Source organism: Janthinobacterium sp. YR213, assembly GCF_900099875.1.
Lineage (GTDB): Bacteria > Pseudomonadota > Gammaproteobacteria > Burkholderiales > Burkholderiaceae_D > Janthinobacterium > Janthinobacterium lividum.
This window is the reverse complement of the sequence record NZ_FNDA01000008.1, coordinates 1-23,461: the sequence shown is the minus strand read 5'-3', so window position 1 is coordinate 23,461 and position 23,461 is coordinate 1. Positions and strand designations below refer to the sequence as shown.

Here is a 23,461-nt window from a genome sequence, read left to right as displayed (position 1 = left end):
GAAAGCCTGCTCATGAAGTGTCTTGACTGCAATGTTGTCTGCAGAATGGCAAGATGGTAGCTTCATAAAATGACAACTGCATGACATGGCGCCAGCCCGCATCCCGGCCTGTGTCATCGCCGCGACATATGACCTTGCTATGCTGGGCGCTTCACCACCGCTCCGGGAGCCGCCATGGCACGCCTGTTCTTGCTGTTACTGCTGGCCTGCGCCGCCCTGTCCGCACAGGCGGACGAACACACCGTCGTCGTCAAGGCCGCCGCGCCGCAGAAGGGCTGCGTGGAAGTGGAAGTCAATGGCCAGCGCACGCAATCGATGTCATGCTTGAATGAAAAATTATTACCCAGTAGCAACACACTGAACCGGCAGCCGCCCGCCCTGTCCGGCGCGGAAGCGATCGTGCAGCGCCCGTCGAACCAGCTGGGCCTGTACAACCGCGCCGCCCTCGAACACCGCATGGGCAATGCCTTTGGCAAGTCCGTCACGCCGCAGCGCCCAAGTCCCCCACCGCCCGCCAGCCCGCTGCTGCCGCCACGTTGACGCCGTTGTCAACGCACAGTCCATTTGCGCTGTCAAGATTGCGCAATCGCGCCGATTGCGTATCATTCCAGGCTTGATCGCTCTGGAAACAACCATGCTGCCCACTATCGAACAACGTCTTGCCCTTGAACTTGCCGCCAAACCGGTGCAGGTTGCCGCCGCCATCGAACTGCTCGACGAAGGCGCCACCGTGCCCTTCATCGCCCGTTACCGCAAGGAAGCGACCGGCGGCCTCGACGATATCCAGCTGCGCCTGCTCGAAGAGCGCTTGCGCTACCTGCGCGAACTGGAAGAGCGGCGCGCCGCCATCGTGGCGTCGATCACGGAACAGAACAAGATGACGCCCGAATTGCTCGACGCCGTCATGCACGCGGAAGACAAGACGCGCCTGGAAGATTTGTATCTGCCCTACAAGCAAAAGCGCCGCACGAAGGCGCAGATCGCCATCGAAGCGGGCCTGATGCCGCTGGCCGACGGTTTGCTGGACAATCCCGAACTGACGCCGGAAATGGAAGCGGGCAAGTTCCTGCGCGACGCGTTTACGAGTGCCGACGGTAACAATCCGGGCGTGGCGGACACCAAGGCGGCCCTCGACGGCGCGCGCCAGATTTTGATGGAGCGTTTCGCCGAAGACGCAACGTTGCTGCAAACCTTGCGCGAATACGTGCAGGAACATGGCATCGTGGAATCGAAAGTGGTGGAAGGCAAGCAGGACGAAGGCGAAAAATTCGCCGATTATTTCGATTACTCGGAAACCATTTCCACGGTCCCCTCGCACCGCGCGCTGGCCCTGCTGCGCGGCCGCCGCGAAGGCATCCTCGACGTCACCCTGCGCCTGGACACGGAAGCGGAAAAACCGAAATGGGATGCGCCGCACAATCCGTGCGAAGGCCGCATCGCCGCCCGCTTCGGCATCAAGCAACAAGGCCGTCCGGCCGACAAATGGCTGGCCGACACGGCGCGCTGGACCTGGCGCGTGAAAAGCTTCATGCACCTGGAAACGGAACTGATGGGCGCCCTGCGCGAGCGCTCGGAACTCGACGCCATCAATGTGTTCGCCACCAATCTGAAAGCGCTGCTGCTGGCCGCGCCGGCCGGTCAGCGCGCCACCATGGGCCTCGATCCTGGCTTGCGCACGGGCGTGAAAGTGGCGGTCGTCGATGCCACCGGTAAAGTGGTCGACACGGCCGTGATCTATCCGCACCAGCCGAAGAACGACTGGGATGGCTCGCTGCATACGCTGGGCCGCTTGGCCGCCAAGCACAATGTGTCGCTCATTTCCATCGGCAACGGCACGGCCTCGCGCGAAACGGACAAGCTGGCGCAGGATTTGATCAAGCAGCATCCGGAAGCGAAGATGACGAAGATCGTCGTCTCGGAAGCGGGCGCTTCGGTGTATTCCGCGTCCGAATTCGCCTCGAAAGAGTTGCCGGACATGGATGTGTCCCTGCGCGGCGCCGTGTCGATTGCGCGCCGCCTGCAAGACCCGCTGGCCGAACTGGTCAAGATTGACCCGAAATCGATCGGCGTGGGCCAATACCAGCATGACGTGAGTCAAAGCCAGCTGGCCCGTTCGCTCGATGCCGTGGTGGAAGATTGCGTGAACGCCGTCGGCGTGGACGTCAACACGGCGTCGGCGCCGCTGCTGGCGCGCGTCTCCGGCCTGTCGGCCAGCGTGGCGCAAAGCATCGTCACCTACCGCGACATGAAGGGCGCGTTCACCTCGCGCGCAGCCTTGAAAGCCGTGCCACGCCTGGGCGATAAAACGTTCGAACAGGCCGCCGGCTTCCTGCGCGTGATGGGCGGAGACAATCCGCTGGACGCCTCGGCCGTCCACCCGGAATCGTACCCGCTGGTGGAAAAGATCCTGGCCGATATCAAGAAGGATATCAAGGCTGTCATCGGCGAAACGGCGCTGCTGAAAACTCTCAGCCCGGCAAAGTACGCGGATGAAACCTTCGGCGTGCCGACCATTTCCGACATCCTGAAGGAACTGGAAAAGCCGGGCCGCGACCCGCGTCCGGAGTTCACCACCGCCACCTTCAAGGAAGGCGTGGAAGAAATCCGCGACTTGCGCCCGGACATGATCCTCGAGGGCGTGGTCACCAACGTGGCCGCCTTTGGCGCCTTTGTCGATATCGGCGTGCACCAGGACGGCCTCGTCCACATCTCGGCCCTGTCGAACACCTTCGTGAAAGATCCGCACACGGTGGTCAAGGCTGGACAAGTCGTGCGCGTCAAGGTGCTGGAAGTCGATGAAAAGCGCAAGCGCATCGCGCTGACCATGCGCCTGACGGACAGCGCGCCGCAAGCGGGCAGCAAGCCCGAGCAAAAAGGCGACCGCAACGACCGCCGCAGCATGGCGCAGCATCAGTCGCAGTCGCGCAACGCGCCCGAGCCGGCCGGCAGCATGGCCGCCGCGTTCGCCAAGCTGCGCGGTTAAGTCCATGGCCGCCGGGCATGACCTCGTCATCCTGGCGGTGGACGCCGCCAGCATGGAGGCGCAGCTGCTGCTCGATGAATTGTCGGATACGCTGCTGCGCATCAATGGCGACAGCGGCCGCTCTTCCTTCGATGTCGAAGCGGCAACCTTACGCGGCGGCTTTTACCTGGCGCGCGATGGCGCTGGAGAACTGCTAGGCTGTGCCGCCCTGCGGCCGCTGGGCGAGGCGGACAGCACCATAGGCGAGCTCAAGCGTATGTATGCGCGCCCTGGCGCCGCCGGCGTGGGCGCGGCCCTGCTGGCCCATGTAGAGGCGCAGGCGCGCCAGCATCACTACCATGCCCTGCACCTGTCCACCCGCGTGGCAAATGGGCGCGCCGTGGCGTTTTATGCCAAACACGGCTATGCACCCGTCATTGCCTGGGGTAAATACGTGGGCGCTGCACAATCGGTGTGCCTGGGCAAGACCTTATAAGCTTCAACGTGGCTGACTTGCCCGATTTATGACTTGAGCGCATACCCGTGCCGGCGTTTTCTTATAAAATGACGGCATCTATTTATTTACCCATCAGAGGCAGCTATGAGCGACGTACAAACCTGGATCAAAGAAACCGTGACGAGCACGCCAGTCGTGCTGTTCATGAAGGGCACGGCCCAGTTCCCGCAGTGCGGCTTTTCCGGCCGCGCCATCCAGATCCTGAAAGCATGCGGCGTGGAAAACATCGCCACCGTCAACGTGCTGGATGACCCGGAAGTACGCCAAGGCATCAAGGATTACTCGAACTGGCCTACCATTCCGCAGCTGTATGTCAAAGGCGAGTTCATCGGTGGTTCCGATATCATGAATGAAATGTTTGAATCGGGCGAACTGAAGTCCCTGCTGGATGCCTGATAGCCAGCTTGCGCGGCCGCGCCGTATCGTCGTGGCCATCACGGGCGCCACGGGCGCCGTGTATGGCTTGCGGCTGCTGCAATTGCTCGGCGCCATCCCTGGCGTCGAGACGCATCTGGTCTTGTCCGATGCGGCCGTACTAACCCTGCACCAGGAAACAGGCGTGGGGCGCAAGGAAATCGAAGCGCAAGCGCACGTGGTGCACAAACTGCGCGACATCGGCGCAAGCATCGCCAGCGGCTCGTTTCAATCGGATGGCATGGTCATCGCACCGTGCTCGATGAAGACCCTGGCGGCCGTGGCCCATGGCTTGTCGGATAATTTGATCACGCGGGCAGCCGATGTGGTGCTCAAGGAGCGCCGCCGCCTGATCCTGATGGTGCGCGAAACGCCGTTCAACCTGGCGCACCTGCGCAATATGACAGCCGTGACCGAAATGGGCGGCATCATCTTCCCGCCCTTACCGAGCTTTTATCACCACCCGCAGAGCATTGCGGAAATGGTCGACCATACGGTGGCGCGCGTCATCGACTTGCTCGGCATCGAGCACAGCCTGGCACCGCGGTGGAATGGTCTTAAAGCGTCAGAAACCTGACATCACCAACGCAATCAACTCATAAGCGGGGAAACCCCTACCAAGTCACGATGCCTGACAAAAGCGTAGCGAGCGGAAGGAAGAGCTAGTCGAGAAGCGCAACCGTACTTTAGTACGGGGGCGCCGAGCCGGTGAGCATCGCAGGCTAGCTATGCCGACGCGCAGCAGCTTTGGTCAGGCATCCACCACTAGCGTTTTTCGAATTGCGTGGCACTTGCCTGCTTCAAATCCCTGGCTTCTTCAACCATCCTGCGATGGGCGATCCGTTTGCGCATCACTTCCGCATGTTGCGCGGCAGTCATGGGGGGCACGGTCATCAAGTCCTTCAGCTGCGCGGTATTGCTGTAGTTACTTTTCATAAGACGGCTCAAATGCTCGGCTCCGTAGTGGATGAACTGGCTGCTTCTGATGTGATTATGCGCTGGTATTGGCCGCTGCGCCGCCGCGAGCGGGATTATTGTTAAATAATTCCGCTGCAGCGCAACATGCGAGGTCTTATTGTGCGGCAAAATCATGTCTCCAGTATGACGTTGCGCAAATAAAAGGACAGGGAGAGCACCGTCAGCGAAAGGCGGACGGCGCCGGCCGGGGATGGCCTGAATGCTTACTTTTGGTAGTTGACTCTGACCAGCATGCGAATAAATTCTCGCGCGATTTGACGATGATGTTCATCTAATCTTTGCAAATCGGCAATTAATTTCACATCGGCGGACTCAAAACGCGACAAAGCGCTGCCCGCTTCGCCATTCGGCGTGGCGCTTTCCGGACCACCAAAACGCAACCATTCCGCTGGAACGCCCAACCATTGGGCAATCATGCGCAATTTCTCTTGCGTCGGAATTGCTTCACCTACTAACCATTTCCTAGCTGCATGCACGGTAATCGGGCGCCCGTCGAAACGGATATTGAATTCCCGGGCCAGTCTGGTCGGGCTGTCTGGAGAATAATGGGCGTTTTTGAGAGCCAACTGAAGTCGCTGGCTGAAGCTTTCGCGTTCGTTAGAAGAATTCATAGGTGTACTATTTCATGTTGTAACATGAAAGTCAGTTTCTTGAATGACCATACAGATTGTTACATTTGAAAAGAGTATAAATTAACAATTAACACTCCAGCCGGGCTTTTCAGGTGAAAAAGTGGGCCAAATTTTCTCTTGCGATTCTGCGTGGCTTCGGGTCAAATTCGCGGCTAGCCTTGATTTTCGCACTGCAGCACGATTCAAAGCCTCGGTTTGGCATTACAACGTACGGTATCGGATAATGCCCTTCTCTACCGATACACGCAATGCCCATGTCATACAATTTCTTGTAGACAAAGTTTTCAGAAGGGCCATTTTGTTTCCAACATGGAAACGATATGAACGACGTTCTCATAGTGAAACGTTGTTTTTTGATCGTGCCGGCTGGAAAGAATCTGTGCCTGAAAATTTTACTGCCATCGCAGCGAAAAGAATGTCGCTGTTATGCCAGGAAAGCTCTTTTTGGTGTCATCTTGGCCACCAACTCTCGATCTTAAGCGCGTTTGCGCAAGAAGAATCAATTTATTTTCAGTAATTGTTGCCTTATTCGCCAAATCCCCCCATTCACGCCTTTCTTTGTTGCAGCACGGGCAGGGCACGCTACAATAGTATTGACGTTGACGTAAACGGCACTTTGCCACCCATTACCCTGCAGCACCCATCCAGCGACCGACCACCCATGCAACCGACACCGCCCGCAGCAATGACGACCTATACCATTACCGAACTGGCGCGGGAATTCGACATCACGGCGCGCGCCATCCGTTTCTATGAAGACCAGGGCTTGCTCAGCCCGAAACGCGAAGGCGCCGGCGGCCGCAGCCGCGTCTATACGCCGCGCGACCGCACCCGCTTGAAACTGACCCTGCGCGGCAAGCGCCTGGGCCTGGCGTTGTCGGAGATCAAGAGCCTGGTCGACATGTACGAGTCGCCGAAGGACACGCGCGCGCAGATGGACCGCTTCCTGGGCGTGCTGGCGCAGCACCGGCAGACGCTGGAGCAGCAGCGCATCGATATCGAAATGGCGCTGGCGGAAATCAGCGCGCATGAAGACGCTTGCGCGCGCATGCTGGCGGACTTGAGCCTTGATAAGGCGCAAACAAACTAGGTATCCATGCGGCGGCGCTTGCCGCGCAGCGCTTTACGCGTATCGCTTTACGTTTACGTAAACGTCACAACTGAGTATCATAGCTTCACTGACCCGGCATCCATGACCGCCACACTTATAACGACGACGAGGACGACATGCTCCATCTCCCAGGCTTGACCTTTGACCACGGCGACGACATCGCCTCCCTGCGCGAAGCGATCCAACAATTTGCCGCTGCCGAAATCGCGCCGCGCGCGGCCGAAATCGACCGCACGGACCAGTTCCCCATGGACCTGTGGCGCAAGATGGGCGACATGGGCTTGCTCGGCATCACCGTCAGCGAAGAATACGGCGGCGCCGGCATGGGCTACCTGGCGCACATCATCGCCATGGAAGAGATCTCGCGCGCCTCGGCCTCCGTCGGCCTGTCCTACGGCGCCCACTCGAACCTGTGCGTCAACCAGATCAAGCGCAACGGCACGGCCGAGCAAAAAGCCAAATACCTGCCGAAACTGATCACGGGCGAGCACATCGGCGCCCTGGCCATGTCGGAACCGAATGCGGGCTCGGACGTCGTCAGCATGAAGCTGCGCGCCGACTTCAAGGGCGACCGCTGGGTCTTGAACGGCACCAAGATGTGGATCACCAACGGCCCCGACGCGGACGTGCTGGTGGTGTACGCGAAAAACGACCTGGAAGCGGGTCCGCGCGGCATGACGGCGTTCCTGATCGAAAAGAACTTCAAGGGCTTTTCCATCGCGCAAAAACTCGACAAGCTGGGCATGCGCGGCTCGCACACGGGCGAACTGGTATTCCAAGATTGCGAAGTACCGGCCGAAAACGTGCTGGGCGGCCTGGGCAAGGGCGTCAACGTGCTGATGTCGGGCCTCGACTTTGAGCGCACCGTGCTGTCCGGCGGCCCGCTGGGCATCATGCAGGCTTGCATGGACCTGGTCGTTCCCTACGTGCATGACCGCAAGCAATTCGGCCAGCCCATCGGCGAATTCCAATTGATGCAGGGCAAACTGGCCGATATGTATTCGACCATGATGGCGTGCAAGGCGTATGTGTACGCCGTCGGCCAGGCTTGCGACCGCGCCACCACGCCGGAAGCCGTGCGCCAGCTGCGCAAGGATGCGGCCGGCGCCATTCTGTATAGTGCGGAGAAGGCAACGTGGATGGCAGGCGAAGCGATCCAGGCCCTGGGCGGCAACGGCTACATCAATGAGTATCCGGCCGGCCGCTTGTGGCGCGATGCCAAGCTGTATGAAATCGGCGCCGGGACCAGCGAAATCCGCCGCATGCTGATAGGCCGCGAACTGTTTGCGGAAACCAAGTAAGTACGGGCGCGCGATTATCGACTGGGTGATGAGCTATTCATGCGAGCACAGATATGACGCACATTGCCTTCCCCAAATTGCTCTCTTCCCAGATTGCATTCGATATCGCGCGCACCATCCGCGACGGCTTCGACAAGCATTACCGTTTGTTCCGCGAAACCAGCCAGCACGCCAAGCAGTATTTCGAGCAGGGCGCCTGGGCTGCGGCGCAGACGGCGGCCCGCGAACGCATCGACTTTTATGACAAGCGCGTGCAGGAATGCGTGCAGATGCTCGAAGACGAGTACGAAGAGTCGGAGTTGAGCGACGAAGTGTGGCGCGAACTAAAGCTGCACTACATCGGCATGCTGACGGAACACAAGCAGCCGGAACTGGCGGAAACCTTCTTCAACTCCGTCTGCTGCAACATCCTGCACCGCACGTATTTCAATAACGACTATATTTTCGTGCGCCCCGTCGTGTCCACGGAATACATCGAAACGCAAGACCCGGCCCCCACCTACCGCGTGTATTACCCCGGCCAGGATGGCTTGCGCCACACCCTGACGCGCATGGTGACGGACTTCCAGCTGGGCTGCGCATTTGCCAACCTGGAGCGTGATGTGGCCCAGGTGGAAGCGCGCCTGCAGCAATTGTTTGGCGGCGACCGGCTGGAACCGAACCACCAGATCCAGGTCCTGACCAGCTTGTTCTACCGCAACAAGGGCGCCTACCTGGTCGGCAAGGGCATCAACGGCAACCGCGAATACCCGTTTGTCGTGCCGATCCTGCACAACCGCCACGGCAAGCTGGTACTTGACACGGTGCTGTTCGAGCACCAGCAGATCGCCGTGCTGTTTTCGTTTACGCGTGCCTATTTCCTGGTCGATATGGAAGTGCCATCGGCCTATGTGCAATTCCTGCGCAGCTTGCTGCCGCGCAAGCCGCGCAGCGAAATCTATACGATACTGGGCCTGCAAAAACAGGGCAAGACGCTGTTTTACCGCGACTACCTGCAGCATTTGAAACACTCGTCGGACCACTTTGAAAGCGCGCCCGGCATCCGCGGCCTGGTGATGCTGGTGTTTGCCCTGCCGTCGTTTCCGTATGTCTTCAAGGTCATCAAGGATTTCTTCCCGCCGCCCAAGGAAACGACGCGCGCGCAAGTCCAGCAAAAGTATTTGCTGGTGAAACACCACGACAGGGTGGGCCGCATGGCCGACACGCTCGAGTATTCCAACGTGGCCTTTCCCCGCGCCCGTTTTGCCGAGGAATTGCTGGCCGAGCTGAAACAGTTCGCCCCCTCGCTGATCGAAGAAGACCACGAGCAGATCATCATCCGCCACCTGTACATCGAGCGGCGCATGGTGCCGCTGAACATGTGGCTGAGCAATGCCGAGAAGGAAGGCCGCGATGACCTGGTCGAACACGCCATCGTCGAGTACGGCAACGCCATCAAGGAGTTGGTGGCGGCAAATATTTTCCCTGGCGACATGCTGTATAAAAACTTTGGCGTGACCCGTCATCAGCGTGTCGTTTTTTACGATTACGATGAAATCGAGTACATCACCGATTGCCAGTTCCGCGTCATCCCTGAAGCGCGCACGGAGGAGGAAGAAATGTCGGCCGAACCGTGGTATCCCATCGGCAAGAATGATGTGTTTCCCGAACAATTCGGCACCTTCCTGCTGGGCAATCCCCGCATTCGCACCTATTTCATGCAGCACCATGCCGACCTGCTGACGGCGCAATATTGGCAGGCGCGCAAGCAGCGCATCGAAGACGGCCATATCGAGGACGTCTTCCCTTATCCGCAGCACCTGCGTTTTTGTATGCAGTCACCATCCCCACCCTTAACCGGAGATCCAACATGAATGATCCAGTCGTAATCGTCGGTGCCGCGCGCACCCCCATGGGCGCCTTCCAGGGCGACTTTGCCAACGTCACCGCCAGCGACCTGGGCGCCGTGGCCATCCGCGCCGCCGTCGAACGGGCCGGCGTGGCGCCGGATGCCGTTGAACACGTGTATTTCGGCAATTGCCTGATGGCTGGCCAGGGCCAGGCGCCCGCGCGCCAAGCCTTGCGCAAGGCTGGCTTGCCCGATTCCACGGGCGCCGTGACCCTGTCGAAAATGTGCGGCTCGGCCATGCAGACGACCATGTTCGCGCACGACACCTTGCTCGCCGGCAGCGCCGACGTGGTGGTGGCGGGCGGCATGGAATCGATGACCAACGCCCCCTACCTGGTGCCAAAGGCGCGCGGCGGCTACCGCATCGGCCACGGCATGATCTATGACCACATGATGATGGATGGCCTGGAAGACGCCTACAGCCGCGATGAAAAGGGCAATGCCCGCTCGATGGGCACGTTTGCCGAAGAGTGCGCCAGCCAGTACCAGTTCACGCGCGAAGCGCAGGATGCGTTTGCCATCGAATCCGTCAAACGCGCGCAAGCGGCAACCAAGGATGGCAGTTTCGAGTGGGAAATCGTGCCCGTGACCGTGTCCGGCCGTGGCGGCGACACCGTCGTCAGCATCGATGAAGGCCCGCAAAAGGCCCGTCTGGAAAAAATCCCGACCTTGAAGGCGGCCTTCAAGAAGGATGGCACCATCACGGCCGCCTCGTCTTCGTCGATCAACGATGGCGCGGCAGCCCTGGTGCTGATGCGCGAATCGACGGCGAAAAAATTCGGCTGCACCGTCATCGCCAAAATCCACGGCCACGCCACGCATGCGCAGGCGCCGAACGAATTCACCACGGCCCCCATCGGCGCGGTGAAAAAGCTGTACGCCAAGACGGGATGGAGCAGCAGCAATGTCGACTTGTTCGAGATCAATGAAGCGTTCGCGGCCGTACCGATGGCCGCCATGCACGACCTCGACATTCCGCACAGCAAGATCAACATCCACGGCGGCGCGTGCGCGCTGGGCCACCCGATCGGCGCCTCAGGCGCGCGCATCATCGTCACCCTGCTGGGCGCCTTGAAAAAAACCGGCGGCAAACGCGGCGTGGCAGCCCTGTGCATCGGCGGCGGCGAAGCGACGGCGATGGCGATCGAACTGGTATAAGCTCTTCCTGAGCACGGGCGCGCACCGCAGTTCACGGTGCGCGCCCTTTCATTTTATTTTCAGGGAGAAAACATATGCCTACCGCATTGATCATCGGCGCCTCGCGCGGCATCGGCCACGAGCTCGTCCGTCAATACCGCCACGATGGCTGGCGTGTCATCGCCACGGCCCGCACACCGGACGCTTGCGACGCCCTCGCGCAACTGGGCGCGGAAGCGCACCAGCTCGACGTGACGGACGTGGAAGGCTGTGCCGGCATGGGCTGGAAGCTCGACGATGAAAAGCTCGACGTGGCCATCCTCAACGCGGGCGTGTACGGCCCCCGCCACGACGGTTTCCCCGCGCAAGCCGATTTCGACCTCGTCATGCACACGAACGTGCTGGCGGCCATGCGGCTGCTGCCGATCCTCGCGCCGCTGGTGGCCAACGCGAAAGGCAAGCTGGCCGTGCTGTCCTCGCACATGGGTTCCCTGAGCGAGCGGGGCAATCCCAGCGGTTCGCTGTACCGCGCCAGCAAGGCGGCCCTGAATTCCGTGCTGATCGACACAGCCCTCGTGCATGGCCCGCAAGGCGTCAGCTGCGTGGCTTTCCACCCGGGCTGGGTGCGCACGGACATGGGCGGCGCCGGCGCCGATATTTCACCCGAGCAAAGCGCTGCCGGCATCCGCGCCACCCTGGCCAGCCTGCCGGCCACGGACAAGGCCGTGTTCCGCAACTACGATGGCAAGCCCATCGGCTGGTAATTCCCGCATCCACTATAAAAAAATACGAGACGACGTCCCATGATACTCAATGAAGAACAGACCATGATCCAGGAAGCGCTGCGCAGTTTTTCGCGCGAGCGCCTGGCGCCCAACGCGGCCCGCTGGGACAAGGAACATCATTTCCCGAAAGAAGAATTGCAGGAACTGGCCGCGCTGGGCGCCTTTGGCGTGGCCGTGCCGGAAGCGCTCGGTGGCGCCGGCCTCGACTACGTGTCGCTGGCCCTGGTGCTGGAAGAAATCGCCGCCGGCGATGGCGGCACGTCCACCATCATTTCAGTGAATAATTGTCCCGTGTGCAGCATCGCCATGATGTACGCCAACGATGCGCAAAAGGAACAATGGCTGCGTCCACTGGCGCAAGGCGCCATGCTGGGCGCATTTTGCCTGACGGAACCGCACACGGGCAGCGACGCCTCGGCCCTGCGCACGACGGCCACGCTTGACGGCAATGAATACGTCATCAACGGCACCAAGCAATTCATTACCAGCGGAAAATATGCGGACGTGGCCATCGTCATGGCCGTCACCGACAAGGCTGCCGGCAAGCGCGGCATCAGCGCCTTCTGGGTGCCGACGAACACGCCCGGCTACATCGTGGCGGGACTGGAACAGAAGATGGGCCAGCATTCGTCGGACACGGCGCAGATCCTGTTCGAGAATTGCCGCATCCCGGCGGAAAATCTGATCGGCGAAGAAGGACAAGGCTACAAGATCGCCCTGTCCGGCCTGGAAGGCGGACGCATCGGCATCGCTTCGCAAGCCGTGGGCATGGCGCGCGCCGCCTATGAAGCGGCCCTGAGCTATGCGCGCGAGCGCGAGAGTTTCGGCAAGCCCATCTATGAGCACCAGGCCGTGCAATTCCGCCTGGCCGACATGGCCACGCAGATTGAAGCGGCGCGCCAGCTGATCCGCCACGCGGCGGCCATGAAGGATGCAGGCTTGCCGTGCCTGAAGGAAGCGGCCATGGCCAAGCTGTTTGCGTCGGAAATGGCGGAAAAAGTGTGCTCGGACGCCATCCAGGTGCACGGCGGCTACGGCTATGTGTCCGACTTCCCCGTCGAACGCATCTACCGCGACGTGCGCGTGTGCCAGATTTACGAGGGGACCAGCGATATTCAGAAGATTTTGATTGCGCGGGCTTTGTAAAAATGGGGTCAGTCACTTCGTGATCGAAATACGCCCCATTGGGGCGTATTTCCCCGCCGGGTCTGACCCCGAGCGACTGCCAACGATGGACGAAAAAAAGCCCGCTAAAACGCGGGCTTGTTCCAATGTATTACCAATGCTTTAATCGTGTCATGGACGCCAGTGCTATCTGCAAAGTGCCTCCTGATTTTCGGACTCCCATGCTATCTGCATGGTGACTCCAAGTGTAAATCGACCAACGTATCCGGAATTACAAAATCCATTTCTTCGCACTGTCACGCCATCGACATTACACCTGTCGGTCGCCGCGCTGAAACTGGATGGTGAGATAATTTGTTGCCAAATCTCAATCACTGAACGGAGTATAACACAGCTTTTTGTGCAGTGCAATAATGAATTGAAGCCATACCTTAAATCAGGTCCTTAGCGCCAGCGGTTTGTCCTCTTCCCCGCCACGGGCCACTCTTTCGTATTCGGAAATCACTTGCGCGCCCAGCAGCAACAGGGTGGCGCCGATTTCCAGGCTGAACATGACGACGATGGCCGTCGTCATCGAGCCATACACGATGTTGACCTGCGACAAGGTGGAAAAATACCAGACCAGCACGTGACGCGCGATTTCCCACAAGAGGGCCGCCGTCACGCCGCCGATGAGCGCATGCGTGATCGATAATCTGCCGACCGGCATGACCAGGTAAATCGAGCTGAGCACCAGGATTTCACCCGCCAGCCCCAGCAGATACAGCAGCACGCCGGACACCCCTTCCAGGCCCCAGTCATGGCGCAGGAAGCGCACGCTTTCCTCGCCCATCACCTGCAAGCCGCCCGCCACCAGGGTGATCAGCAAGATGCCCACGCCCAGACACAGGATGTAGCAGTACGGCAGCACGGCGGAAATGAGGAAATGGCGGCGACGGATGGCCACGCGGTGAATGAAAATCACGCTCATGGCGTTTTCCAGCACGGTAAACGCCAGCGAGCTGAAAAACAGCATGGTCAGCAGCAAGAGCCAGCCGATCACGCCCCGGTTGTCGAGAAAATGCGCAATCTCGCCCACGATGGCTTTCGATTGCCCCGGCACCAGCCATTCCAGGTAATGGCCTATGGTTTGCAGCAATTCGTCCTGCGCGATCACGTGCGACAGGGCCACCACCACCAGCATCAGCAGGGGCACGATGGAGAGCAGCGAGTAATACGCGACGGCACCCGCCAGCAGCAGGCCCTGGTTGGCACGGAAACCCTTCAGCACCTGCAGCGTGAAGGCCAGCGGGTGGCTGAGGATGTAGGTACTGGCGTGGCGGTTGATCATGTCGGGTGCGGTGAAGAAGGCGGCGCGGCCTCGTGCCGCGCCTGCAATCACACTAGCATACTGACAATCGCCCCGCTGCACCGTACGCTAGCAGACGGCCGGCTCCAACAAGGTCAGGGTTTGCCGGTCCGCATCCAGGGTCGCCAATATGCCCATCGGTATCGTGAACTGGTGGCGGATGTGGCCAAACGAGTAGCCGCTGACAGCCGGCACGCGTAAAGGCTGCAAATGCTGGTCCAGGGTGGCATCGAGGGTCAGCGCGGTGTCGCCCTCGGCCGCCTCGCAATGCTCGAAGATGCCCAGCATCAAGGCCGCAGCCTTGTTGAACCCCACGGACAGGTCGAGCTGGCACAGCATGCGGTCGATGCGGTAGGGCACTTCATTGATTTCTTCGAGGAACAAAATATGCTTGCGGAAATCGGACGCATACGGCGTGCCCGCCAGCGCGCTGACCATGCACAGGTTGCCCCCCGTCAAGCGCCCCGTCGCCTGGCCGCCGTGCACGGTGCGGATGGCGAAGTTAGCGTGCGTCTGCGCGCGACGGTGATTGTCCAGCGCCATCGGGATCGTATAGCTGTCTTGCGGCGTCATCAGCACGTTTTGCAGCTGCGTCACCGTGTAATCGGAAAACGTGGACGAGGCCACGGGGCCGTGGAACGTCACCAGGCCCGTCTGGCGGCCGATGGCCAGGTGCAGGGCCGTGATGTCGGAATAGCCGATCAGCACTTTCGGATTCGCGCGGATCAAGGCATAGTCGAGCAGCGCCAGCAGCGAAATGCAGCCGGAGCCGCCGCGGATGGCCCAGACGGCCTTGACTTCCGGATCGCGAAACGCCGCGTGCAGGTCGTCCAGGCGCTGCTGCACCGTGCCGGCATAGTTGCCGTGCACGGCGCGAATATTCGCGCCCAGGCTGGCGCGCAAGCCCAGCGATTCGATATTGCGTATGGCCTTGGCGATGGACTCCTCATCCGTAAAACCACCCGGTGCGATGATAGCGACCAGGTCGCCGTCGCGCAGGCGCGCCGGCTTGATCAATGCGTGTTGCTGTTGCATACGTTTGCCCTTCCCTTGCGCGGCCGCCGCCCACGCCGGTGTGCCTGCCGCCCCCAGGGTGGCGGCCAGCAAGCCGCCGAAGCGGCGCCGGCTGAGATTGGTCTGACTGGACATGCGGCCCTTTCCTGGAATAAAAAACGGCGACGCCAGGCGCCGCCGCACGAGGTTAGCATGCCAGCGGGATCACCGCCGGCATAGCTGCCTTACATGAACTTGTACTTCAGCTGGAACGACAGCGAACGGCCACGCGGGTCGGCTACGCGCGGGTCCCAGCCGGCGCCCACCACTTCATCCACGTTGTGCGCGGTGAACGGCGGATCGCGGTCGAACAGGTTCTGGATACCCACGGTAATCGTCGTATTTTTGAAGCCCGTGTACGTGCCCGACAAGTTATACGTGGTGTAGCTGGACACATCCGGCTTGAAGCCTGGCGGCGGCGTACCCTTGCCGCCATTCGGCACCTGGTCCTTGTAGCCCGACGAAAAACTCTGGATCAGCAAGCCGCTCCAGTCGCCGCGCGACACGCCGAAGCTGGCGTTGTGCTTCCAGCGCAGGTACAGGTCGCGCGTATAAAACTTGCCGACCAGTTCCTGGTATTCCTGGCCTTGATATTCCGCGAACTTGAAGCTGTCCATATACGTGCCGTCCAGGGTCGCCGTCCATTTCGCGTCCTGGATCTTGCCCTCGCCGCGCAAGCCCACATCCAGCCCACGCACGCGGCTGCCTGCCGCATTGATCCAGCCCGCCTGCACGTACTCGATGGTGCCGTCCGGATTGCGGTGGATGTACTGGTTCAGTGCCTGGTAGTTGGTCAGCACGATTTGCGGCGTGCGGTTCAGGATGCGATCCTTGGTATTAATGGCCCAGTAGTCGAACGAGGCCGAATATCCCTTGAAGGGCTCGATGACAAAACCGACGCTGCCCTGCTTCGACGTTTCCGGCTTCAGGTTCGTGTTGCCACCCGTCTTGTAGTCGAGGCGGTCGATGGCGCAGTACTCGGGCACGCCCGGATGCTTGGCGCAGCCTTCCTGGTCGATCACGCCGTTCGGCAATTCCTGGCTCAGCGAACCGGAGTACAGCTGCTGGAAGCTTGGCGCGAGGAAACCCTTGCTGGCCGAACCACGGAACAGCAGGAAATCGGTTGGCTGGTAGCGGAAGGCCACTTTCGGATTCGTCGTCGCGCCCACCAGGCTGTAGTCATCGCGGCGGATGGCCAGCTGCATTTCCAGGTCCTTCGTGACCGGCACCAGCAATTCGGCATACACGGCCTTGACGGTACGGCTGGCATCTTTCAATGCGGCATTACCTGGCGCCAGCAGGATCTGGATGGCGTCGACATCTTGCCCGAAGCTGTAACCTTCGCGGCGCAAGTCAAAACCGGCTGCCATGGCCAGCGCACCGGCCGGCAGCTGGAACAGCTCGCCCGAAACGGAACCGTCGATCTGCGTCAGGGTTGTCTTGCCGTGCTGGAAGTCGCCACGGAACTTGGTCGATTCGATCAATTGCTTGGCCGCTTCCGTCTGGCTCTGGCCAGCGCCCACCCACGGATTGATGATGCCCGTCGCCAATGCCGCGTACAGCTTGTCCGTATAGGAATAGCCATCCGTCAGCTTGGTCTTGGTGCTGCTTTCGGCGCGCGAAATGCCAGCCTTATAATCCCACTTGCCAAAGTTACCTTCAAAGCCCACCAGCACGCGGGCATTGTCGGTGGTGTTTTCCTGCGTGCGGTTGCCCACGTCATTGGCGCGCCATTTGTAGGAAATCGGCTTGGTCTTGTCGAACGAGGGAATGTAGGCCGACAGGTCCTGGTAGTACGCGCCACCGACCGGATACAGATTCTTGTTGGCGACGGTCGCCTGCACCTGCATCGGCGTCAAAATGGCCGTGGCCTTGGTGCGCGAACCGAGCACCTCGACAAACATGCGGTGGTCGGGCGCCAGCTGGAAAGTACCGCGCGACAACAGATTGGCCCGTTCGACGGGGAATTGCAGCACATAGTCGGCGCCATAGTCGTAGGCGCAGGAATACTTGGTGCGCAGCGGCGAGGTCACGTCTTTCCACAGCTCCGTCTGGTACTGCGACATGCCGGCGATGCTGTCGCACTTGCCCTGGAAGCTCAGGGGATTGGCTTGCAGGTATTTATTCGCGTCGCCGGGCAGCTGGAACGAGGCGCCCAGCGCCGTGCCGGCACCCGCCATCTGGTTGGCGAACGGCGTGCCCGTGGTGTCGGGCGACAGGCCGCGGCCCGGCTGGAAGCCGTTGACGAAGGAGCGGTCGCTGCCGTTCAGGCGCTGCGCCTTGTCGACGGTCAGGCTGGCCATGATGTTATAGCGATCGCTTTCCAGCGAGCCCGTGCCGGCCAGCAGCGAGGCGCGACGCGTGGCGCCGCCGCCTGCCTGCGTGTCGTTGGTGGAAACGGACGCTTCCACGCCGCTGTAATTGGTTTTCAGAATGAAATTGATCACGCCGCCGATGGCATCCGTGCCGTAGATGGCCGAGGCGCCATCCTTGAGAATTTCCACGCGCGAAATCGCGCCCAGCGGAATGGAGTTCAGGTCGACCGACTTGCCGCTGGCGCCATGCGTGGCGATGCGGCGGCCATTCAACAGCACCAGGGTGCTCGATGGACCGAGGCCGCGCAGCGAGGCGAACGAGGCGCCGCCGCTGACCCTGTCGGCATCCGCGCCAAACACGTTATTGCCCGAAGTCATGTTATCGGCGCCCGTGCCATTCGCCGACAGGGTACGCACCAGTTGCTCGGTTGTCGTGATGCCCTGCTTTTCGATCTGTTCAAACGAAATGACTTGCACCGGCAGCGCGCCTTCCTTGGCGACGCGTTTGATGCTGCTGCCCGTGACTTCGACCCGTTGCATTGCTGGTGCCGCCGCTTCCTGTGCCATCACCGGCCCCACCACCCCCATCAATGCCACCAATTGCGCTAGCTTCTTCAATTTCACGGGTCTCTCCTTTATTTGGGCAATCGAAACTTGAGTTCTCAAGTCAGGCTGTTTTTTTCACGTCGCAACTGTCTGTCTCGCAGTACATTTTTTTATGACATTTGCGCATGACTTTATTTGTTTTCATTTTCAGAGTAGCGCGATGCATCCGGGCCCAGCCAATGAAAAATGCTTTCCTAACCATAACTTTTTGGAATGAATGCCCTTTTCAGTGACATGGTCACTTGCCTGCGGGGCTAGCCCTGCTTTTATCCACGTCCAGATAGCGCCAAGACGTGAATTCCACGGGGTGGCGCCTGTAGTTTTTTAGCCACGGTTGCTGCAGGTCGGCAGAGATGGGATGCGTCAGCAACACCCACGGCGTGTAAGCGTGGATCAGCTGAAACAGGTCGAAGTACAGACTGCGTCGGCGCGGCGTATCGGATAGCAGGCGCGCCTCCTCATAGCGTTTATTGTAATCGGGCAAATTGAAGCGGGCATAGTTGGCGCGGCCAACGTTGCCACCATACAACAATTGCATAAAGTTATCGCCATCGGGGAAGTCGGCGATCCAGTTGGTTTCGAACATCTGCACCTTGCCAAGGCGCGACGCCTTGATGATTTCCGTCTTCTTGTCGCTTTTAAATTCCACGCGCAGGCCGATGGCGTTCAGGTTGCGGCGCCACAATTCGTCGCGCAAGCGTCCCACCGTGCTCGGTTCCGTGTGCATGGTGAGCAGCAAGGGTGTGCCGTCCGGCTGGGTGCGGAAACCATCGGGACCCGCCTTGTAGCCGAAGCGGTCCAGCAGAGCGCGCGCCAGCACGGGATCGTAGGCGACGGGGCTGCGGTAGTGCTTGTCGTAACCGAGCACATTCGGCGGCAGCGGCGATTGCGCCGGCAAGGCCAGCCCCTTTTTCAACAGCGCGATATCTTCGCGGCTGTTGTAGCTGAGGGCGATGGCGCGCCGCAGGGCCAGCTTGTCCTTGCTCGTGCCGCCCAGCACGGGATCGTCCATATTCATCCACATGTAATACGTTTGCAGCACGGGAAAGCGCGTCAGCTGCAGACCCTTGGCAAGCAATGCCGGTTTCAGCGCGCCATTTTCCAGCACCATATCCGTCATCGACTCCGGTACTTGTTCTAGGTAATCGAATTCGCCTTTCAGGAAACCCAGCATGCGCGATTGATATTCCTCGACGATGCGCACCTCGATGCGCTCGACCAGCGGTAATTGCTTGCCTTCCAGCGCGGTGGCGATGGCGCGCGTGTCGACCGGCAAGGCGGCCAGCGCCTTGGCCTCCGTATGGAATACGGTGGCACGGAAGGCAGGGTTGGCTTGCAGCACGATCTTGTCGCTGCGCTTCCATTCCTTCACCAGGAACGGCCCCGTGCCCACGGGGTGATTACCGATCTGCCCTGCCGCCGGGTACGCTTCAGCCACTTCGCGCGCCACCACCGCTGTCGCCGGCATCGCCAGGTAAAACAGGAAGTTCGGATCGACGCCGTTCAGGCGGATGCGCAGGGTGTATTTATCCAACGCCTGCAAGCCGGTGATCGGCGTGTCATAGCTGAATTTTGTTTTCAGGGCCGCATCACCCACCAGCTTGTCTTCCAGCAAGAACAACCACGGCGACTTCAGGCTGGGGTCATACAGCCGCGTCAGGCTGTACACATAATCCTGCGCCGTCACTTCGCGCGGCTGGCCCTTGAAGGCGGGATCGGGCGTAAAGAAAATGCCGGGCTGCAAGTGAAAGATATACGTGCGTCCGCCATCTTCCACCGTCGGCAAGCCGCGCGCCGTGTTGCCCTGCAGCTGCACCGGGCGCGCCAGATAGTCGTAGCGCAAGAGCGGGTCGAAAATGTTTTCCATCAAGTTCAGGCTGGCCAGGTCCGATGCCACGGCCGGGTCCAGGCCCGTCTCGCTGGTGCTCAAAAACAAGTGCAGGGTCTTGCCGGCGCGGGCGGCATCGGCGGCGGCATGGGCCGGCACAGTCAAAAGCGTCAACAGGGCCAGGCCGGCGGCGCAGGCGGTTTTGCGTAAAAACATCATCAGTGATCCAGTGCAGACAAAGGTAAGGAACAGCGCTAAGCGACAGGCATCCCCCACACTACGCGGGCAAGCGACGGGGCGCCAATGAAAACAGGCTGCCAGCTTATAACTTTTTGGCATGCGATTGCTGCATTCTTTCATCAACTCGTATCGGGCTGCCCCTATACTTTGTTTGCAGACATTTTTCACTCCCGACACACAGAACTGATCGCATATGGCACTTAATTACATCTGGTCCGGCTTTTTCCTCGTTGGCTTCCTGGCCGCAGTGCTGCAGTGGCTGTTTCTCGGCGATACCGATATCTTCAAGCGCATCATCGATGGCACGTTCGAGACGGCACGCATGGGCGTGATGGATATCGCGCTGCCGCTGGCCGGCGTGATGACCTTATGGCTCGGCATCATGAACATCGGCGAAAAGGCGGGCATCGTCGGCTGGCTGGCGAAAGTGATTGCCCCCTTCTTTTCGCGCATCTTCCCGGAAATTCCGAAAGACCACCCGGCCACGGGCCACATGGTGATGAATTTCTCGGCCAACCTGCTGGGCCTGGACAATGCGGCCACGCCGTTCGGTTTAAAGGCCATGGAAAGCTTGCAAACCTTGAACCCGAACAAGGAAGAGGCGACGAATGCGCAAATCATGTTTTTGGTACTGCACACCTCGGGCCTGACCCTGATTCCGCTGGCCATCATGGCGCAGCGCTCCATCCTCGGCGCGGCAGACCCGTCCGACATCTTTATCCCCTGCATGATCGCCACCTATGTGGCCACCATGGTCGGCATCATCACGGTCTCCATCAAGCAGCGCATCAACTTGCTCAACCGGGTCGTGCTGGGCTGGATGGGCGGCATGACGAGCGCCATCGTCGCCATGATCTGGTACTTTACGCAATACCTGACGAAACAGGAAATCGAGCTGGTGTCCAAAGTGGTCAGCAACCTGGTATTGATCAGCGTGATTGCCATATTTATTATTGGCGCGCTGCGCAAGAAGGTGAACGTGTACGACGCGTTTATCGAAGGGGCGAAGGGCGGCATCCAGACGTCGATCACCGTGATTCCCTACCTGGTCGGCATGCTGGTAGCCATCAGCGTGATCCGCAATGCGGGCGTGTTCAATTTCCTGATGAGCGGCATGAACTGGTTCTTCGCCAACCTGGGTATCAATACGGACTTCGTGCCCGCCCTGCCGACGGCCATGATGAAGCCGCTCAGCGGCTCCGGCTCGAAGGCCATGATGATCGATGCCATGAATACCTACGGTGTCGACTCCTTCGTCGGCCGCCTGGCCTGCGTCTTCCAGGGCTCGGCCGACACCACCTTCTATATCGTGGCCCTGTACTTCGGCTCGGTGGGCATCCGCAAGACGCGCTATGCCATCACGGCCGGCCTGATCGCGGATCTGGCTGGCGTGATTACCGCCGTCTTCGTTGCCTACGTCTTTTTCCACTAAGGAGCACCATGTTACGTCCTGTTCTGATGGCTGCGCTGTTGGCGGGTCTTGGCCTGTCGACTGCCCACGCGCAATTGCCCGAATCCGTGAGCCTGCTGCTGCGCAGCGCAAATATTCCGGAAGACGCCATGGGCGCCATCGTCTTGCGCGGCAACGCCACCGTGCTGTCGCATGGGGCCGAACGCAGCATGCAGCCCGCGTCCACCATGAAACTGGTAACGACGGCCGTAGGCCTGGAGCAGCTGGGTCCCATCTTTCGCGGCCGCACGGAGTTGCGCACCAGCGCCGATGTCATCAATGGCGTGCTGAAGGGCGACTTGATCCTGCGCGGCGGCGCCGACACGGATTTCAATGCGGACGTACTCGCACACATGCTGCAAACCCTGCGCAACCAGGGTATCGTGAAAATCAAGGGTGATTTGATCCTCGACCGCCAGTTGTTCCAGCCGGCCCGGCCCGATATCGGCGCAGCACCGTTCGACGAATCCGCCGAATTCCGCTACAACGTCATTCCCGATGCCTTATTGCTGAACACCAATCTGCTCGATATCAACATGAGCTCGACGGAGCGGCAATTGAGCATCCTGATGCAGCCGCCGCTCGAAAATGTCAGCATCACGAGCGACATGAAACTGGTCAAGGGCAGTTGCGCCAGATGGGAAGACGGCTGGCGCCCGCCCGAATACCGGCGCGATGCGAACGGCAAGCTGCAGGTGATTCTGCACGGCACCTTCCCGCAAAATTGCAGCAAGGCCACCAGCATCAACGTGCTCGACCGCAACGATTATGCGGACCGTTTGTTCCGTGCCACCTGGAAACGCCTGGGCGGCACGATCACGGGCACGGTGCGCGAAGCGCCGGCAACAGGTTTGCCGCCAACGGCCGAACCCGTCGGCACGCGCTTGCTGGCCGACCACGTGGCGCGTGCCTTGCCCGAGGTCTTGCGCGATATCAACAAGACCTCCGACAACACCCTGGCCCGTACCTTGTTCCTGAGCCTGGGCAGTTTGCAGAGCGATGGCTGGTTAGGCAGCCGCCCCGTCGCCATGGCGGCGCCGGAAGACACGGCCAGCCGGGCACGGCAAGTCATTCAGGAATGGTTCCAGCGGCACAATATCGATACCCAGGGCATGCTGGTCGACAACGGCTCCGGCTTGTCGCGCACGGGACGCATTGCGCCAGCGCAAATGGCCGGCGTCTTGCAGGCGATGCAGCAAAGTCCGTGGGCGCCCGAGTTCCAGTCCAGCCTGCCCATCGTCGCGCTGGACGGCACCATGCGCAAGCGCCTGTTGAACAGCCCGGCCGCCGCGCGGGCCCGCATCAAGACGGGAACGTTGAAGAATGTCGTCGCCATCGCCGGCTATGTGCCCGACGCCAACAACCAGCTGTGCGTGGTGGTCGCCATGATCAATAGCGACCTGGTGGGCAATGGTAATGGCCGCGCAGCGGTCGATGCGCTGATTGAATGGGTCGCCAGGAGCGGCGCCACGCCGGTAGTGACCGGCCAATAAAACCAAGAAGAAGGCAGCGCGCAGCGCTGCCTTTTTTTTACGCCTGCTGAACCGAACCGCCGGGGTCAGACCCTCCACACCGCTAACGCCAGATTCGACGCCAACGCGCAAGGGGGTCTGACCCCAGCCTTCGTTTGGGGTTCGCCATCACAAACCGCCAGACGAAAAAAAACCCGACCATTGCTGATCGGGTTTTTCTCTTACTGCGAATAACAAGCCTGACGATAACCTACTTTCACACTGGTTGCAGCACTATCATCGGCGCAAAGTTGTTTCAC

The 23,461-nt window shown here is 60.4% G+C and carries 19 protein-coding genes; 13 read left to right on the top strand and 6 right to left on the bottom strand.

The window, feature by feature from the left end; genetic code table 11:
- Nucleotides 1-174 precede the first annotated feature (174 nt).
- The 5 genes from BLT98_RS26630 to BLT98_RS26610 all read left to right on the top strand — a co-directional run bounded on the left by BLT98_RS26630 (nucleotide 175) and on the right by BLT98_RS26610 (nucleotide 4,470).
- Nucleotides 175-540: a hypothetical protein gene (locus BLT98_RS26630; protein ID WP_092613138.1), complete on the top strand. Its 366-nt coding sequence runs from the start codon at nucleotides 175-177 to the stop codon at nucleotides 538-540.
- Nucleotides 541-634: 94 nt separating this feature from the next.
- Nucleotides 635-2,983: a Tex family protein gene (locus BLT98_RS26625; protein ID WP_034780972.1), complete on the top strand. Its 2,349-nt coding sequence runs from the start codon at nucleotides 635-637 to the stop codon at nucleotides 2,981-2,983.
- Nucleotides 2,984-2,987: 4 nt separating this feature from the next.
- Nucleotides 2,988-3,458, top strand: coding sequence for a GNAT family N-acetyltransferase (locus BLT98_RS26620; protein WP_034780974.1), 471 nt, complete (start codon nucleotides 2,988-2,990; stop codon nucleotides 3,456-3,458).
- Nucleotides 3,459-3,563: 105 nt separating this feature from the next.
- A complete protein-coding gene (gene grxD, locus BLT98_RS26615; protein ID WP_010402157.1) occupies nucleotides 3,564-3,875 on the top strand; it encodes a Grx4 family monothiol glutaredoxin in 312 nt (103 codons plus the stop codon).
- A complete protein-coding gene (locus BLT98_RS26610) occupies nucleotides 3,868-4,470 on the top strand; it encodes a UbiX family flavin prenyltransferase (RefSeq protein ID WP_034780976.1) in 603 nt (200 codons plus the stop codon). Before grxD ends, BLT98_RS26610 begins: the two co-directional genes overlap by 8 nt.
- A 188-nt stretch (nucleotides 4,471-4,658) precedes the next feature.
- On the opposite strand, the gene BLT98_RS26605 is transcribed toward BLT98_RS26610, so the two are convergent.
- The gene (locus tag BLT98_RS26605) at nucleotides 4,659-4,985 is read right to left on the bottom strand and encodes a hypothetical protein (RefSeq protein WP_034780978.1); all 327 of its coding nucleotides are present in this window, start codon (nucleotides 4,983-4,985) and stop codon (nucleotides 4,659-4,661) included.
- 89 nt (nucleotides 4,986-5,074) lie between these two features.
- Nucleotides 5,075-5,482: a hypothetical protein gene (locus BLT98_RS26600; protein ID WP_034753756.1), complete on the bottom strand. Its 408-nt coding sequence runs from the start codon at nucleotides 5,480-5,482 to the stop codon at nucleotides 5,075-5,077.
- A gap of 706 nt (nucleotides 5,483-6,188) precedes the next feature.
- Here BLT98_RS26600 and BLT98_RS26595 point away from each other — a divergent pair.
- The 6 genes from BLT98_RS26595 to BLT98_RS26570 all read left to right on the top strand — a co-directional run bounded on the left by BLT98_RS26595 (nucleotide 6,189) and on the right by BLT98_RS26570 (nucleotide 12,871).
- A complete protein-coding gene (locus tag BLT98_RS26595) occupies nucleotides 6,189-6,593 on the top strand; it encodes a MerR family transcriptional regulator (RefSeq protein ID WP_034780980.1) in 405 nt (134 codons plus the stop codon).
- 137 nt (nucleotides 6,594-6,730) lie between these two features.
- Complete coding sequence (locus BLT98_RS26590) at nucleotides 6,731-7,915, top strand: isovaleryl-CoA dehydrogenase (protein WP_070260712.1); 1,185 nt, start codon at nucleotides 6,731-6,733, stop codon at nucleotides 7,913-7,915.
- A gap of 53 nt (nucleotides 7,916-7,968) precedes the next feature.
- On the top strand, nucleotides 7,969-9,768 hold the full coding sequence (gene aceK / locus BLT98_RS26585) for a bifunctional isocitrate dehydrogenase kinase/phosphatase (RefSeq protein ID WP_092613135.1): 1,800 nt from the start codon (nucleotides 7,969-7,971) through the stop codon (nucleotides 9,766-9,768).
- The gene (locus BLT98_RS26580) at nucleotides 9,765-10,961 is read left to right on the top strand and encodes an acetyl-CoA C-acyltransferase (RefSeq protein ID WP_092613132.1); all 1,197 of its coding nucleotides are present in this window, start codon (nucleotides 9,765-9,767) and stop codon (nucleotides 10,959-10,961) included. The genes aceK and BLT98_RS26580 overlap by 4 nt, the downstream gene beginning before the upstream one ends.
- Nucleotides 10,962-11,035: 74 nt before the next feature.
- A complete protein-coding gene (locus tag BLT98_RS26575; protein WP_092613129.1) occupies nucleotides 11,036-11,704 on the top strand; it encodes an SDR family oxidoreductase in 669 nt (222 codons plus the stop codon).
- A gap of 39 nt (nucleotides 11,705-11,743) precedes the next feature.
- The gene (locus BLT98_RS26570) at nucleotides 11,744-12,871 is read left to right on the top strand and encodes an acyl-CoA dehydrogenase family protein (protein WP_092613125.1); all 1,128 of its coding nucleotides are present in this window, start codon (nucleotides 11,744-11,746) and stop codon (nucleotides 12,869-12,871) included.
- Between the two features lie 415 nt (nucleotides 12,872-13,286).
- On the opposite strand, the gene BLT98_RS26565 is transcribed toward BLT98_RS26570, so the two are convergent.
- The 4 genes from BLT98_RS26565 to BLT98_RS26550 form a co-directional block, all read right to left on the bottom strand.
- Entirely contained in the window at nucleotides 13,287-14,180 is an 894-nt protein-coding gene (locus BLT98_RS26565) for a YihY/virulence factor BrkB family protein (protein ID WP_034780991.1), read from the bottom strand.
- An 87-nt stretch (nucleotides 14,181-14,267) separates the two neighbouring features.
- Nucleotides 14,268-15,347, bottom strand: coding sequence for a S66 peptidase family protein (locus tag BLT98_RS26560; protein ID WP_092613122.1), 1,080 nt, complete (start codon nucleotides 15,345-15,347; stop codon nucleotides 14,268-14,270).
- Nucleotides 15,348-15,436: 89 nt separating this feature from the next.
- Nucleotides 15,437-18,190, bottom strand: a complete 2,754-nt coding sequence (locus BLT98_RS26555) for a TonB-dependent receptor (RefSeq protein ID WP_034780999.1) — start codon at nucleotides 18,188-18,190, stop codon at nucleotides 15,437-15,439.
- 220 nt (nucleotides 18,191-18,410) lie between these two features.
- Complete coding sequence (locus BLT98_RS26550) at nucleotides 18,411-20,216, bottom strand: ABC transporter substrate-binding protein (protein WP_092613377.1); 1,806 nt, start codon at nucleotides 20,214-20,216, stop codon at nucleotides 18,411-18,413.
- A 217-nt stretch (nucleotides 20,217-20,433) separates the two neighbouring features.
- Between BLT98_RS26550 and BLT98_RS26545 the strand changes: the two genes are divergently transcribed.
- On the top strand, nucleotides 20,434-21,672 hold the full coding sequence (locus BLT98_RS26545; protein ID WP_034753725.1) for a nucleoside recognition domain-containing protein: 1,239 nt from the start codon (nucleotides 20,434-20,436) through the stop codon (nucleotides 21,670-21,672).
- Nucleotides 21,673-21,680: 8 nt separating this feature from the next.
- Nucleotides 21,681-23,183, top strand: coding sequence for a D-alanyl-D-alanine carboxypeptidase/D-alanyl-D-alanine endopeptidase (gene dacB / locus BLT98_RS26540; protein ID WP_092613119.1), 1,503 nt, complete (start codon nucleotides 21,681-21,683; stop codon nucleotides 23,181-23,183).
- Nucleotides 23,184-23,461 lie beyond the last annotated feature (278 nt).

Bases quoted from the DNA above. Each gene is read 5' to 3' on its own strand.
- BLT98_RS26560 (WP_092613122.1), bottom strand. From the start codon at position 15,347: ATGTCCAGTCAGACCAATCTCAGCCGGCGCCGCTTCGGCGGCTTGCTG.
- BLT98_RS26565 (WP_034780991.1), bottom strand. From the start codon at position 14,180: ATGATCAACCGCCACGCCAGTACCTACATCCTCAGCCACCCGCTGGCC.
- BLT98_RS26630 (WP_092613138.1), top strand. From the start codon at position 175: ATGGCACGCCTGTTCTTGCTGTTACTGCTGGCCTGCGCCGCCCTGTCC.
- BLT98_RS26570 (WP_092613125.1), top strand. From the start codon at position 11,744: ATGATACTCAATGAAGAACAGACCATGATCCAGGAAGCGCTGCGCAGT.
- BLT98_RS26625 (WP_034780972.1), top strand. From the start codon at position 635: ATGCTGCCCACTATCGAACAACGTCTTGCCCTTGAACTTGCCGCCAAA.
- BLT98_RS26590 (WP_070260712.1), top strand. From the start codon at position 6,731: ATGCTCCATCTCCCAGGCTTGACCTTTGACCACGGCGACGACATCGCC.
- grxD (WP_010402157.1), top strand. From the start codon at position 3,564: ATGAGCGACGTACAAACCTGGATCAAAGAAACCGTGACGAGCACGCCA.
- BLT98_RS26550 (WP_092613377.1), bottom strand. From the start codon at position 20,216: ATGTTTTTACGCAAAACCGCCTGCGCCGCCGGCCTGGCCCTGTTGACG.
- BLT98_RS26595 (WP_034780980.1), top strand. From the start codon at position 6,189: ATGACGACCTATACCATTACCGAACTGGCGCGGGAATTCGACATCACG.
- dacB (WP_092613119.1), top strand. From the start codon at position 21,681: ATGTTACGTCCTGTTCTGATGGCTGCGCTGTTGGCGGGTCTTGGCCTG.
- aceK (WP_092613135.1), top strand. From the start codon at position 7,969: ATGACGCACATTGCCTTCCCCAAATTGCTCTCTTCCCAGATTGCATTC.
- BLT98_RS26600 (WP_034753756.1), bottom strand. From the start codon at position 5,482: ATGAATTCTTCTAACGAACGCGAAAGCTTCAGCCAGCGACTTCAGTTG.
- BLT98_RS26605 (WP_034780978.1), bottom strand. From the start codon at position 4,985: ATGATTTTGCCGCACAATAAGACCTCGCATGTTGCGCTGCAGCGGAAT.
- BLT98_RS26580 (WP_092613132.1), top strand. From the start codon at position 9,765: ATGAATGATCCAGTCGTAATCGTCGGTGCCGCGCGCACCCCCATGGGC.
- BLT98_RS26575 (WP_092613129.1), top strand. From the start codon at position 11,036: ATGCCTACCGCATTGATCATCGGCGCCTCGCGCGGCATCGGCCACGAG.
- BLT98_RS26545 (WP_034753725.1), top strand. From the start codon at position 20,434: ATGGCACTTAATTACATCTGGTCCGGCTTTTTCCTCGTTGGCTTCCTG.
- BLT98_RS26620 (WP_034780974.1), top strand. From the start codon at position 2,988: ATGGCCGCCGGGCATGACCTCGTCATCCTGGCGGTGGACGCCGCCAGC.
- BLT98_RS26610 (WP_034780976.1), top strand. From the start codon at position 3,868: ATGCCTGATAGCCAGCTTGCGCGGCCGCGCCGTATCGTCGTGGCCATC.